Raw genomic sequence first — 12,535 nt, forward strand, 5'->3', positions numbered from 1 at the left:
TCCATGTCGAAATTTTTTATCGACCGTCCCATTTTCGCCTGGGTAATTGCCCTGGTGATCATGCTGGTCGGGGCACTCTCGATCCTGAAGTTGCCCATCAACCAATACCCGGCCATTGCGCCAACAGCCATTGATATCCAGGTGACCTACCCAGGCGCGTCCGCACAAACCGTGCAGGACACCGTGGTACAGGTCATCGAGCAACAGCTCAACGGTATCGACAACCTGCGTTATGTCTCCTCGGACAGTAACTCCGACGGCAGCATGACCATCACCGTGACGTTCAACCAGGGTACCAACCCGGATATCGCCCAGGTTCAGGTACAGAACAAGCTGAACCTGGCCACCCCACTGCTGCCGCAAGAAGTGCAGCAACAGGGTATCCGTGTGACCAAGTCGGTGAAGAACTTCCTGATGGTGATCGGTCTGGTGTCGGAAGACGGCAGCATGACCAAGGACGACCTCTCCAACTACATCGTGTCCAACATCCAGGACCCGATCTCCCGTACTGCGGGGGTGGGTGACTTCCAGGTGTTCGGTTCGCAGTACGCCATGCGTATCTGGCTCGACCCGGCCAAGCTGAACAACTACCAGCTCACGCCAGTGGACGTCAGCAATGCTATCAAGGCCCAGAACGTGCAGGTGGCCACCGGCCAATTGGGCGGCCTGCCTGCCCTGCCTGGTACCCAACTGAACGCCACGATCATCGGCAAGACGCGCCTGCAAAGCACCGAGGAATTCGCCAAGATCCTGATGAAGGTGAACACCGACGGCTCCCAGGTTCGCCTGGGTGACGTCGCGCGTATCGAACTGGGCGGCCAGAACTACAGCATCAGTGCACAGTTCAACGGCAAGCCGGCTTCGGGTATGGCGATCAAGCTGGCGGCCGGTGCCAACGCACTGGACACCGGCAAGGCCATCCGCGAAACAGTCAAGTCCCTGGAACCGTTCTTCCCGCCTGGCATGAAGGCGGTGGTGCCCTATGACACCACCCCGGTGGTGACCGAATCGATCTCCGGTGTGGTTCACACCCTGGTCGAAGCGATCGTGCTGGTGTTCCTGGTGATGTTCCTGTTCTTGCAGAACTTCCGCGCCACCATCATCACCACCATGACCGTACCGGTGGTATTGCTGGGTACCTTCGGGATCCTGGCGGCGTGCGGCTTCACCATCAACACCCTGACCATGTTCGGCATGATCCTGGCCATCGGCTTGCTGGTGGACGATGCCATCGTCGTGGTGGAAAACGTCGAACGCGTAATGGCCGAGGAGCACCTGTCACCCAAGGAAGCAACGATCAAGTCCATGGGCCAGATCCAGGGCGCCCTGGTGGGTATTGCCCTGGTACTCTCGGCGGTACTGCTGCCGATGGCGTTCTTCGGCGGTTCCACCGGCGTGATCTACCGGCAGTTCTCCATCACCATTGTTTCGGCGATGGCGTTGTCGGTACTCGTAGCCCTGATCTTTACCCCGGCCTTGTGCGCCACCATGCTCAAGCCGATTGATCCGGAAAAACACGGCCAACCCAAGCGCGGCTTCTTCGGCTGGTTCAACCGCACCTTCGACCGTGGCGTACTCAAGTACGAGCGCGGCGTGGGCGGCATGATCAAACACAAGATCCCGGCGTTCCTGGTGTATGCGCTGATCCTGGTCGGCATGATCTGGATGTTCACCCGTATTCCAAGCGCGTTCCTGCCTGAGGAAGACCAGGGTGTGATCTTCGCACAGGTGCAGACACCGGTCGGCGCTTCGGCTGAACGTACGCAAAAAGTCGTCGACGACATGCGCGCCTTCCTGCTGAACGACAAGGAAGGCGAGCCAGGCGAAGGCAAGGCGGTGAAGTCGGTGTTTACCGTGAACGGCTTCAACTTTGCTGGCCGTGGCCAGAGCTCGGGGCTCGCGTTCGTGATGCTCAAGCCGTGGGATGAGCGTGACTCGACCCAATCGGTGTTCGAAGTGGCCAAGCGTGCCCAGGGTTACTTCTTCGGGGCCTTCAAAGACGCCATGGTATTTGCCATCGTGCCGCCTTCGGTACTGGAGCTGGGTAACGCCACCGGTTTTGACGTGTTCCTGCAAGACCAGGGTGGCGTCGGCCACGACAAGCTGATGGCTGCACGTAACCAGTTCCTGGGCGCGGCGGCACAAAGCAAGGTGCTGGCCGGCGTACGTCCTAACGGCGTGAACGATGAGCCGCAGTACGAGCTGACCGTTGACGACGAGAAGGCCAGTGCCCAGGGCATCAGCCTCGCCGATATCCAGCAGACCCTGGCCATTGCCTTGGGTGGTAGCTACATCAACGACTTCATCGACCGTGGTCGCGTGAAGAAGGTGTATGTACAAGGTGACGCCGCCAGCCGCATGTCGCCCGAAGACCTGGACAAATGGTTCGTGCGCAGCAACGACGGGAAGATGGTGCCGCTGTCGGCTATCTCGTCGGGCCAGTGGATCTACGGTTCGCCCAAGCTTTCGCGATACAACGGTGTAGCAGCGATGGAAATCCTCGGTACCCCGGCACCGGGCTACAGTACCGGTGATGCGATGGCCGAAGTCGAACGCATTGCCAAAGAGCTGCCGGCCGGTGTCGGTTACGCCTGGACAGGCCTGTCGTACGAAGAACGCCTTTCCGGTTCCCAGGCGCCAGCACTGTACGCACTGTCGCTGCTGGTCGTGTTCCTGTGCCTGGCAGCACTGTACGAAAGCTGGTCGATCCCGATCGCGGTGATTCTGGTTGTACCTTTGGGTGTGATCGGTGCACTGATCGCCACCAGCATGCGCGGCTTGTCCAACGACGTGTTCTTCCAGGTGGGCCTGTTGGTGACGGTGGGCCTGGCGGCGAAAAACGCCATTCTCATCGTGGAATTCGCCAAGGAACTGCATGAGCAAGGCAAAGGCATCGTCGAGGCGGCTATCGAAGCGTCCCGCATGCGTCTGCGCCCGATCATCATGACCTCGTTGGCGTTCATGCTCGGCGTACTGCCGCTGGCAATCTCCACCGGCGCCGGCTCAGGCAGCCAGCACGCAATCGGTACCGGCGTTATCGGCGGTATGATCACGGCTACTGTCCTGGCGATCTTCTGGGTGCCACTGTTCTACGCAACCGTGTCCTCCGCTGGCGAACGCAAAAAGAAAGACACTACTGAAACTCCTAAAGAGGCTGGCCAATGAGCAAGTCGCTACTTTCCCTAGCCGTCACCGCCTTCGTGCTCAGTGGCTGCTCGCTGATACCTGACTATCAGCGTCCCGAAGCGCCGGTGGCCGCGCAGTTCCCGCAGGGGCCGGCGTATTCGTCGGCCCAGGCGCCGAGCCAGGCCGCTGCCGAGCAAGGCTGGAAGCAGTTTTTCCATGACCCTGCCCTGCAACAACTGATCCAGACCGCGTTGGTGAACAACCGTGACCTGCGTGTCGCGGCGCTGAACATCGACGCCTATGCAGCGCAATACCAGATCCAGCGTGCCGACCTGTTCCCGGCGGTATCGGCCACCGGTAACGGCAGCCGTTCGCGCACCCCGGCCAAGCTGTCGCAGACCGGCGAATCGACCATCGCCAGCCAGTACTCGGCGGGCCTGGGCATCAGTTCGTATGAGCTGGACCTGTTCGGCCGCGTGCGCAGCCTCAGTGAAGAAGCGCTGCAAAAGTACTTCGCCACTGAAGAAGCGCGCCGCAGCACCCAAATCAGCCTGGTGGCCAGCGTGGCGAATGCCTACCTGACCTGGCAGGCCGACAAGGAGCTGCTCAAGCTGACCCAGGACACCCTGGCCGCGTTCGAGCAAAGCTACAAGCTCACCTCGCGCAGCAATGAAGTCGGCGTGGCCTCGGCCCTCGACCTCAGCCAGGCACGCACCTCGGTAGAAAACGCCCGTGTGCAACTGGCGCGTTACACCCGCCAGGTGGCCCAGGACGAAAACAGCCTGACCCTGCTGCTGGGCACCGGCCTGCCAGCGAATATCGCCAGCAAGCCGCTGTCCGATGACCTGCTCAGCGAAGTGCCGGCCGGGTTGCCATCGGACCTGTTGCAACGTCGTCCCGACATTGTGCAGGCCGAGTACAACCTCAAGGCGGCCAACGCCAATATCGGCGCGGCCCGTGCGGCGTTCTTCCCGAGCATCAGCCTGACCGCCAGCGCCGGTACCGCCAGCCCTACCCTGGGCGGCCTGTTCAAAGGCGGTTCGGGGACCTGGGCGTTTGCCCCGCAGATCAACATCCCGATCTTCAACGCCGGTAGCCTGCGCGCAAGCCTGGACTACTCGAAGATCCAGAAAGAGATCAACGTGGCCAACTACGAGAAGGCCATCCAGACCGGCTTCCAGGAAGTCTCCGACGGCCTCGCCGCGCGTGCGACCTACAAGCAGCAACTGGATGCCCAGCGCGGCTTCGTCGAGGCTAACCAGGATTACTACCGCCTGGCCGAGCGTCGCTACCGCATTGGTGTCGACAGCAACCTGACCTTCCTCGACGCCCAGCGCCAACTGTTCAGTGCCCAGCAATCGCTGATCACCGACCGCCTGGCGCAGCTCACCAGCGAGGTCAACCTGTACAAGGCCCTCGGCGGTGGCTGGAACGAGCAGACCGCGAAGAACGAGCCGTTGAAAGAACAAGCACCGCCGTTGAAGTTGTTCTGATAGCGCGGGTGTGAAAAAACCGCTTCCCTTACCGGAAGCGGTTTTTTTATGCCTGCGTTATTGCCCTCACAAGTTACGTTCGATCATCGCCCACAACCCGCCCTCCCCCACTTTCATCGCCCCCGCACCGCCGCGCACCATGGCCGTCACCTGCATAAACCCAATAACAACAGGTCCACACCATGAGCACTTTCCAACCGCGCCAGCTGCTGCTGGCGGCTGCTGTCGCCAGTTCTGCCCTGCCCGTTTTCGCCCAGGAGCACGGCTTTCTCGAAGACGCCAGCGCCAACCTCAACCTGCGTAACTTCTTCTTCAACCGCAACTTCACCAACCCGACCAAAGCCCAGGGTGGCGCGCAGGAGTGGACACAAAGTTTCATCCTCGACGCCAAGTCCGGTTTCACCCAGGGCACAGTCGGTTTTGGTGTGGACGTGCTGGGCTTGTACTCGCTCAAGCTCGATGGCGGCCGTGGCACGGGCGGCACGCAGTTGCTGCCGCTGGACCATGACGGCCGGCCAGCCGATGAGTTTGGCCGGCTGGGCGTGGCATTCAAGGCGCGCTTTTCCAAGACCGAGCTGAAGGTGGGCGAATGGATGCCGGTGCTGCCGATCCTGCGCTCCGACGATGGCCGCTCCCTGCCGCAAACCCTGCGTGGCGGGCAGATAACCTCCAAGGAAATCGACGGCCTGACCCTCTATGGCGGCCAGTTCCGCGCCAACAGCCCGCGGGACGACGGCAGCATGAGCGACATGTCGATGGTCGGCAAAACCGCCTTCACCTCCGACCGCTTCAACTTCCAGGGCGCCGAATACGCATTCAACGACAAACGCACCCAAATCGGCGTGTGGAATGCCCAGCTCAAGGACATCTACAGCCAGCAGTTCGTCAATCTGATCCACAGCCAGCCTGTGGGCGACTGGACCCTGGGCGCCAACCTGGGCTTTTTCTACGGCAAGGACGACGGCAGTGCCCGCGCCGGCGACCTGGACAACAAAACCTGGTCCGGCCTGTTTTCGGCCAGGTACGGTGGCAACACCTTCTACGTCGGCCTGCAAAAACTCACCGGCGACAGCGCCTGGATGCGCGTCAACGGCACCAGCGGCGGCACCCTGGCCAACGACAGCTACAACTCCAGCTACGACAACGCACAGGAAAAATCCTGGCAGGTTCGCCACGACTACAACTTCGCCGCCCTCGGCGTACCGGGCCTGACGTTGATGAACCGCTATATCAGCGGCAGCAACGTGCACACCGGCACTATCACCGACGGCAAGGAGTGGGGCCGCGAGACCGAAGTGGGCTACACAGTGCAGAGCGGCACGCTGAAAAACCTCAACGTGCGCTGGCGCAATTCGAGCATGCGCAGGGATTACAGTAACAACGAGTTCGATGAGAACCGGTTGATCGTCAGCTATCCGATCAGTCTGCTGTAACCCGGTATAGCACTTACTGTATGGTGCGCGCCTGCCGCTGCTGATCCCCCCAGCAGCGGCCTTTACTCGGGCCCTGCACGGCATGAAATCCTTCGCTACAGCAATCGCACTGTTTGCCCTGGCCTTGAGCCTGGGGGGCTGTATCAACGCGCCCATCGCCCTGACGCCTCAAACCGAACAGCGCCTGCAAACCCAGGCGCCTATCCGCTTTTTGCTGACCTTCGATGACGGCCCTAGCGCCTCCGGCTACAACAACCCGAGCCGCTCGGTAGTGGCCGACCTGGCCAATAACCCGGTGCTGCCGGGGATCAAGGCGGTGTTTTTCCTGCAGACCGAGGCCGCTCGCTCAGGCGGCAGTTCCCGGGGGCGCAAGACCATGGAGCGTGAATTCGCCGCTGGCCATGTACTGGCCTTCCACACCGCCACGGCGTTTCACACCAACCATCGCTGGCTGAACGATGCCACCCTGGAACACACCCTTACCGAAGGTGCTGCGGACATTGCCGCCATCACGGGCGCTCCCCCCGTACTGGTGCGTCCGCCCTTCTGGAACTACGACAAGCGTACCTTCGCCGCCTACCAACGCCACGGCATGCAGGTACTGTTGACGGATTTGAGTGCCAATGACGGCAAGATCTGGGGTTTCAACGCCAGCCCGCGTCGGCGGGCCAACCTGTATCGACAATTGTCGGTGGTGCGCGAGCGTATTGCCGTGGGTGAGCTGCCGACGGTGGAGGGCGTGATACCGGTTGTGGTGACCTTCCATGACATCAACCGCTACACCGCGCGGCATATGCAGGAGTACTTGCAGATCCTGATGGACAGCGCGCGGGTCAACGGATTGAAGACCGCGGCAGAGCCGTTCTATACCGACCATGCCGCGCTGGAACGTGCAGCGCTGGCCCGTACGGTCAAGGCTGTGAACGAGCCGGTGCATCTGCCGGGGGTGTGGAATTGGCTGTGGGATGCTGATTCCCACTGATACCTGAGTCAGGTGCAGATCCCCTGTGGGAGCGGGCTTGCTCGCGAATGCGATGGGTCAGTCCACAGATGTGTAGCTGACCCACCGTATTCGCGAGCAAGCCCGCTCCCACATTTAGATCGTATTCCAGCTCAGGGCTCGCGAGACTCCACGCCCAACTCATCCCACACTGACTCCGCCAGGTGAAACGTCGCATTCGCTGCCGGGATCCCGCAGTAGATCGCACTCTGCATCAGCACTTCCTTGATCTCGGCGCGGGTTACGCCGTTGCTGGCGGCAGCACGCAGGTGCAGTTTCAGTTCTTCACTGCGGTTCATGCCGATCAGCATCGCGATGGTGATCAGGCTGCGGGTATGCCGAGGCAGACCCGGGCGGGTCCAGATGTCACCCCAGGCGTGGCGGGTGATCATTTCCTGGAACTCGCTGTTGAACTCGGTAAGGGCATTGAGGCTGCGATCGACATGGGCATCGCCCAGTACTTCGCGGCGTACCTGCAGGCCCTCGGCGTAACGTTGTTTTTCGTCCACAAACAGCTCCTCAGCGGGCCAGCAAAAATTCGATCACCCGGTCGCTGAACGCGGCACCGGCTTGCACATTGGACAGGTGCGCCGCATGGAACTCGGCATACTCGGCGCCCTGCACATTACTCTGGATAAAGTGGCCACCGGCTGGCGGCGTCACCGCGTCTTCGGTGCCGGCAATCACCAGGGTCGGCACCTTGATCGACGCCAGTTGCTCACGAAAATCTGCATCGCGCACGGCGCCGCAGTTGGCGGCATAGCCCTCGGGCGACGTGGCCGCGAGCATGTCGGTGATCTGCTTGGCCTGGTGCGGGTGGGCGGCGGCGTAATCTGCGGTGAACCAGCGCGCAATCGACGCATCGCGCAGCGCTACCATCGCATCTGCGCCATCACGCAGGACCATTTCGATACGCGGGTTCCATACCTCGGGCGTGCCGATCTTGGCCGCGGTGTTACACACCACCAGGCGTTGCAGACGCTCGCCGGCATGAATGCCCAGCCATTGGCCAATCAAGCCGCCCATGGACAGCCCGCAAAAATGCGCCTTCTGGATGTCCAGCGCATCCAGCAGGGCGATCACGTCTGCACCCAGTTGCTCGATGCTGTAAGGCCCCTCGGTCACCAGGGATTGGCCGTGGCCGCGGGTGTCAAAGCGCAGCACACGAAAATGCTCGGTAAAGGCCGGAATCTGGATATCCCACATATGCAGGTCGGTACCCAGGGAATTGGACAGCACCAATACCGGTGCGTCGGCAGGCCCCTCGAGTTGGTAATGCAGTTCGCCCTCGGCGAGTTGTACAAAAGCCACAGCGTTCTCCTCAGGCAGTCAAAGCAAAATGTTCGGTCACTGCACGCGTAACCCAGGTGGACGCCTGGCCCAGGTAGTGGGCCGGGTCGAGCAGGCGGTCCAGTTCAGCCGCCGACAGCTCGGCGGTGACCTGCGGTTCATCCGCCAGCACCGCACGCAAATGGCGCTGCTCGGCGACCGCACGTTTGCAGCACTGTTCCAGCAGATGGTGCGCGGTGTCGCGGCCCAAGCGTTGGGCGAGCACGATACTCACCGCTTCGGCCAGTACCAGGCCCTGAGTCAGGTCGAGGTTGTGTGCCATACGTTCGGCATTCACCTCCAGCCCTTCACTGACCAGAATTGCCTGGTGCAAGGCACCGGACACCAAGCGGCAAATCTCCGGCAAGGTTTCCCATTCGGCGTGCCACAAGCCCAGGCTGCGTTCGTGCTCTTGAGGCATGGCGCTGAACATCGTTGCCACCAGGCCCGGTACACGGGTGGCTGCGCTGATCAGCACCGCGGCGCCCACTGGATTGCGCTTGTGCGGCATCGTGGACGAACCGCCCTTGCCCGGCGCCGAAGGCTCGAACACCTCCGCCGCTTCGGTCTGCATCAACAGGCTGATATCGCGGCCCAATTTGCCGAGGCTGCCGACGATCAGGCCTAGCAGGCTGGCAAACTCCACCAGACGGTCACGCTGGGTGTGCCAGGGTTGTTCCGGCAAACCCAGTTGCAACTCGGCGGCCAAGGCTTCGGCCACCGGCATGGCGTGTTCGCCGAGCGCCGCCAACGTGCCTGATGCGCCGCCAAATTGCAGCACCAGCAGGCGCGGCTTCAATTCGGCCAGGCGCTGGCGACTGCGCGTCACCGCGCCCAGCCAACCGGCGATTTTCATTCCCAGGGTGACCGGCGTCGCGTGCTGCAACCAGGTGCGCCCGGCCAACGGCACGCTGGCATATCGCTGGGCCTGGGCGGCCAACACATCCCCCAGGCGAGCCAGGTCGGCCTCGATCAGTTCCACGCCACGGCGCAGTTGCAGCACCAGGCCAGTGTCCATCACGTCCTGGCTGGTTGCGCCCAGGTGCACATAACGCTCGGCGTCGGCGTCTTCACTGGCGATCAACTTGCCCAACGCCTTCACCAATGGAATCGCTGAGTTGCCCGCCGTGGCAATTGCGCTGCCAAGGGCATCCACGTCATACAGCGACGCCAGGCACGCCTGGGCAATCGGTGCGACGGCGGCCTGGGGAATCAACCCGACCCGCGCCTGCGCCCGGGCCAGTGCGGCTTCGAAATCCAGCATGCCCTGCAAGCGCCCTTGGTCACAGAACACCTCGGCCATGCTGTCAGCGGTGAAATAAGCGTCGAACAGTTGATTGCTCGTGCGCAACGTCATAACTCATCCCTTACAGATCGTGATGCAGGTACGCCGCCTGTTTCGGCAGGCGCAAGCTGAACAGGAACGCCACCGCCATCATCGCGGTGACGTACCAATAAAAGGTGTTTTCCATACCGATGGATTTGAGGCTCAGCGCAACCACTTCTGCCGAACCACCAAACACCGCGTTAGCCACCGCATACGCCAGGCCCACGCCCAAGGCACGCACCTGGGGCGGGAACATCTCCGCTTTGACCAGGCCGCTGATGGAGGTGTAGAAGCTGACAATCGCCAAGGCCAGGGTGATCAGCACAAAGGCCAGAAACGGGCTGGTCACGGTTTTCAAAGTCAGCAGGATCGGCACCGTGAACAGCGTGCCAAGGCCAGCAAACCAGAGCATCGAATTACGCCGGCCAATCTTGTCGGCCAACATGCCGAACAACGGCTGCATGCACATGTACAGAAACAGCGCGCCGGTCATGATGTAGCTCGAGGTCTTGGCGTGCATGCCCACGGTGTTCACCAGGTACTTCTGCATGTAGGTGGTGAAGGTGTAGAAAATCAGCGAGCCGCCGGCGGTGTAGCCCAGCACCGTGATGAAGGCTTTGCCGTGGTCGCGAAACAGCGCGACGATACTGCCGGCGTCCTTGTCTTCGCGCATTTCCTTGCTGGTGGTTTCTTTGAGGGTCCGACGCAGCAGCAGGGAGATCACGGCAGCTATGGCACCGATCACAAACGGAATGCGCCAGCCCCAGGCGCGCAGTTCTTCTTCGGTGAGGACCTGTTGCAGGATCACCACCACCAGCACCGCCAGCAACTGGCCGCCGATCAGGGTCACGTACTGGAACGAGGCGAAGAAGCCACGCTGGCCCTTGAGCGCGACTTCACTCATGTAGGTGGCCGTGGTGCCGTACTCGCCGCCCACCGACAAGCCCTGGAACAGTCGCGCCACCAACAGCAACGCCGGGGCCCAGGCACCGATGTCGTTATAGGTGGGCAGGAAGGCGATGACCAGGGAACCGCCGCACATCATCAGCACCGAGATCATCATCGAGTTCTTACGCCCGTGCTTGTCGGCCACCCGGCCAAACAACCAGCCGCCAATCGGGCGCATCAGGAACCCGGCGGCAAACACACCGGCGGTGTTGAGCAACTGCACCGTAGGGTCATCCGAGGGGAAAAACGCCGGGGCAAAATAAATCGCGCAAAAGGCATAGACGTAGAAGTCGAACCATTCGACCAGGTTGCCGGAGGACGCACCGACAATCGCAAAGATCCGTTTGCTGCGTTCTTCTCCGGTGTAGTGGCTGGTTTTTGTTGTCATGTTTTTTTACTCAGTGGGAACGGTTATAGCCTAGACATACTTTGCAACAACCCTGTTCCGCAAGCAGACTTTTGGATAGGTGGAGCCTGGATGATCGTTCCCACGCTCTGCGTGGGAATGCCGCATGGGACGCTCCGCGTCCTGCCGTTCGTGGGTGACGCGCAGCGTCACGGGATGCATTACCACGCAGAGCGTGGGAACGATCGTCAACTCAGTAGTCGAAGAACACCGTTTCCTTATCTGTTCCCTGCAAAATCACATTCCACTGATAAACCCCGTCCGCATCCGCCTTGGCAATCAGGGTGCTACGACGTTCCGCCGGTACACACGCCAGCAACGGGTCATCGCCGTTCAAGGCCTCACCGTCAAAATAAATCCGCGTCAGCAAGTGCTTCACCAACCCACGGGCAAACACCAGCACCACCAAGTGCGGCGCCTGGGTGGTGCCCTTGAGCCCCGGCACACTGCCCGGCTTGATGGTGGTAAAGCGAAAACGCCCTTCGGCATCCACCGGCACGCGGCCGAAGCCTTCGAAGTTCGGGTCGAGCGCTTTGTCCTGCTCGTCTTCGGGGTGGGCATATTTGCCGGCGGCGTTGGCCTGCCAGACTTCCAGCATGGCGTCGTTGACGACATCACCGTTGCCGTCCACCACTTGCCCGCTGATCGCCACCCGTTCGCCAAGGGTGGCGGTGACGGTCAGGTCTTCACGGTTCAGCCAGGTCAGGCCAATGTGGTAATACGGCCCGACGGTGTGGGACGTGGTCGCGTTGAGTGTCATCTCATTTCTCCATCGGCGTGGCGTCGCGGCCGCGCAGGACGATGTCCCAACGGTAACCGAGGGCATAGGAAGGAATGGTTTTTTCCAGGTCGAAACTGGCGATCAAGCGTTGCTTGGCGCTGGTGTCCGGCACGCAGTTGTAGATCGGGTCGTACTCCAGCAACGGGTCGCCCGGGAAATACATTTGCGTCACCAAGCGCGTCAGCACACTGGGGCCAAACAGCGAAAAGTGGATATGCGCCGGGCGCCAGGCGTTGTGGTGGTTGCCCCACGGGTAGGCGCCGGGTTTTATGGTCTGGAACTGGTACCAGCCGTCGGCGTCGGTGACGGTGCGCCCGGTGCCGGTGAAATTCGGGTCCAGCGGCGCATCGTGCAGGTCACGCTTGTGGTTGTAGCGGCCGGCGGCATTGGCCTGCCAGATCTCCACAAGAATGCCCGGCACCGGCAGGCCGTTTTCGTCCAGCACACGGCCATGGATGATGATGCGCTCGCCTTGCGGCTCGCCGTCATGCTGGGCCGTCAGGTCGTTGTCCTTGTCGTTGATACGTTCGGCGCCGATGGTCGGGCCGGTGATTTCCGACAAGGAATGGGGCAGGAACACCAAAGGCTGGGACGGCGAACGCAGGTTCGTCGACTGGTAGGCCGGGTGCAGGTAATCAGGTTGGGTGCCCGCTTGCGGGCGCCGGTAACCGGGCTTGTCACTCATGGAGCAA

10 protein-coding genes are annotated in these 12,535 nt (G+C 61.6%); 4 read left to right on the top strand and 6 right to left on the bottom strand.

Annotation, left to right across the window (positions count from 1 at the left end):
- Positions 1-3 precede the first annotated feature (3 nt).
- The 4 genes from CRN80_RS30045 (at position 4) to CRN80_RS30060 (ending at position 7,034) form a co-directional block, all read left to right on the top strand.
- Complete coding sequence (locus CRN80_RS30045; RefSeq protein ID WP_098952505.1) at positions 4-3,165, top strand: efflux RND transporter permease subunit; 3,162 nt, start codon at positions 4-6, stop codon at positions 3,163-3,165.
- Complete coding sequence (gene adeC / locus CRN80_RS30050; protein ID WP_003189337.1) at positions 3,162-4,619, top strand: AdeC/AdeK/OprM family multidrug efflux complex outer membrane factor; 1,458 nt, start codon at positions 3,162-3,164, stop codon at positions 4,617-4,619. Before CRN80_RS30045 ends, adeC begins: the two co-directional genes overlap by 4 nt.
- Before the next feature lie 182 nt (positions 4,620-4,801).
- Complete coding sequence (locus CRN80_RS30055; RefSeq protein ID WP_098952507.1) at positions 4,802-6,052, top strand: OprD family porin; 1,251 nt, start codon at positions 4,802-4,804, stop codon at positions 6,050-6,052.
- A gap of 82 nt (positions 6,053-6,134) precedes the next feature.
- Positions 6,135-7,034, top strand: a complete 900-nt coding sequence (locus tag CRN80_RS30060) for a polysaccharide deacetylase family protein (protein ID WP_098952509.1) — start codon at positions 6,135-6,137, stop codon at positions 7,032-7,034.
- 131 nt (positions 7,035-7,165) lie between these two features.
- On the opposite strand, the gene pcaC is transcribed toward CRN80_RS30060, so the two are convergent.
- The 6 genes from pcaC to pcaH all read right to left on the bottom strand — a co-directional run bounded on the left by pcaC (position 7,166) and on the right by pcaH (position 12,528).
- Positions 7,166-7,561, bottom strand: a complete 396-nt coding sequence (pcaC, locus tag CRN80_RS30065; protein ID WP_098952511.1) for a 4-carboxymuconolactone decarboxylase — start codon at positions 7,559-7,561, stop codon at positions 7,166-7,168.
- A 10-nt stretch (positions 7,562-7,571) separates the two neighbouring features.
- Complete coding sequence (gene pcaD, locus CRN80_RS30070) at positions 7,572-8,363, bottom strand: 3-oxoadipate enol-lactonase (RefSeq protein WP_098952513.1); 792 nt, start codon at positions 8,361-8,363, stop codon at positions 7,572-7,574.
- Between the two features lie 10 nt (positions 8,364-8,373).
- Complete coding sequence (locus tag CRN80_RS30075) at positions 8,374-9,738, bottom strand: 3-carboxy-cis,cis-muconate cycloisomerase (protein ID WP_098952514.1); 1,365 nt, start codon at positions 9,736-9,738, stop codon at positions 8,374-8,376.
- Positions 9,739-9,748: 10 nt separating this feature from the next.
- Positions 9,749-11,044: an MFS family transporter gene (locus tag CRN80_RS30080; protein WP_003189310.1), complete on the bottom strand. Its 1,296-nt coding sequence runs from the start codon at positions 11,042-11,044 to the stop codon at positions 9,749-9,751.
- A gap of 211 nt (positions 11,045-11,255) precedes the next feature.
- The gene (gene pcaG, locus CRN80_RS30085; RefSeq protein ID WP_098952516.1) at positions 11,256-11,822 is read right to left on the bottom strand and encodes a protocatechuate 3,4-dioxygenase subunit alpha; all 567 of its coding nucleotides are present in this window, start codon (positions 11,820-11,822) and stop codon (positions 11,256-11,258) included.
- Position 11,823: 1 nt separating this feature from the next.
- Positions 11,824-12,528 (bottom strand): protocatechuate 3,4-dioxygenase subunit beta, encoded by a 705-nt coding sequence (pcaH, locus tag CRN80_RS30090; RefSeq protein ID WP_032893118.1) that lies wholly within the window; start codon positions 12,526-12,528, stop codon positions 11,824-11,826.
- Positions 12,529-12,535 lie beyond the last annotated feature (7 nt).

Origin of the sequence: Pseudomonas sp. FDAARGOS_380 (genome assembly GCF_002591235.1) — a bacterium.
GTDB classification, from domain to species: domain Bacteria; phylum Pseudomonadota; class Gammaproteobacteria; order Pseudomonadales; family Pseudomonadaceae; genus Aquipseudomonas; species Aquipseudomonas salmasensis.

Excerpts from the sequence above, each read along its gene's own strand:
- CRN80_RS30060 (WP_098952509.1), top strand. The coding sequence starts at position 6,135 with ATGAAATCCTTCGCTACAGCAATCGCACTGTTTGCCCTGGCCTTGAGC.
- CRN80_RS30080 (WP_003189310.1), bottom strand. The coding sequence starts at position 11,044 with ATGACAACAAAAACCAGCCACTACACCGGAGAAGAACGCAGCAAACGG.
- adeC (WP_003189337.1), top strand. The coding sequence starts at position 3,162 with ATGAGCAAGTCGCTACTTTCCCTAGCCGTCACCGCCTTCGTGCTCAGT.
- CRN80_RS30055 (WP_098952507.1), top strand. The coding sequence starts at position 4,802 with ATGAGCACTTTCCAACCGCGCCAGCTGCTGCTGGCGGCTGCTGTCGCC.
- pcaH (WP_032893118.1), bottom strand. The coding sequence starts at position 12,528 with ATGAGTGACAAGCCCGGTTACCGGCGCCCGCAAGCGGGCACCCAACCT.
- CRN80_RS30045 (WP_098952505.1), top strand. The coding sequence starts at position 4 with ATGTCGAAATTTTTTATCGACCGTCCCATTTTCGCCTGGGTAATTGCC.
- pcaG (WP_098952516.1), bottom strand. The coding sequence starts at position 11,822 with ATGACACTCAACGCGACCACGTCCCACACCGTCGGGCCGTATTACCAC.
- CRN80_RS30075 (WP_098952514.1), bottom strand. The coding sequence starts at position 9,738 with ATGACGTTGCGCACGAGCAATCAACTGTTCGACGCTTATTTCACCGCT.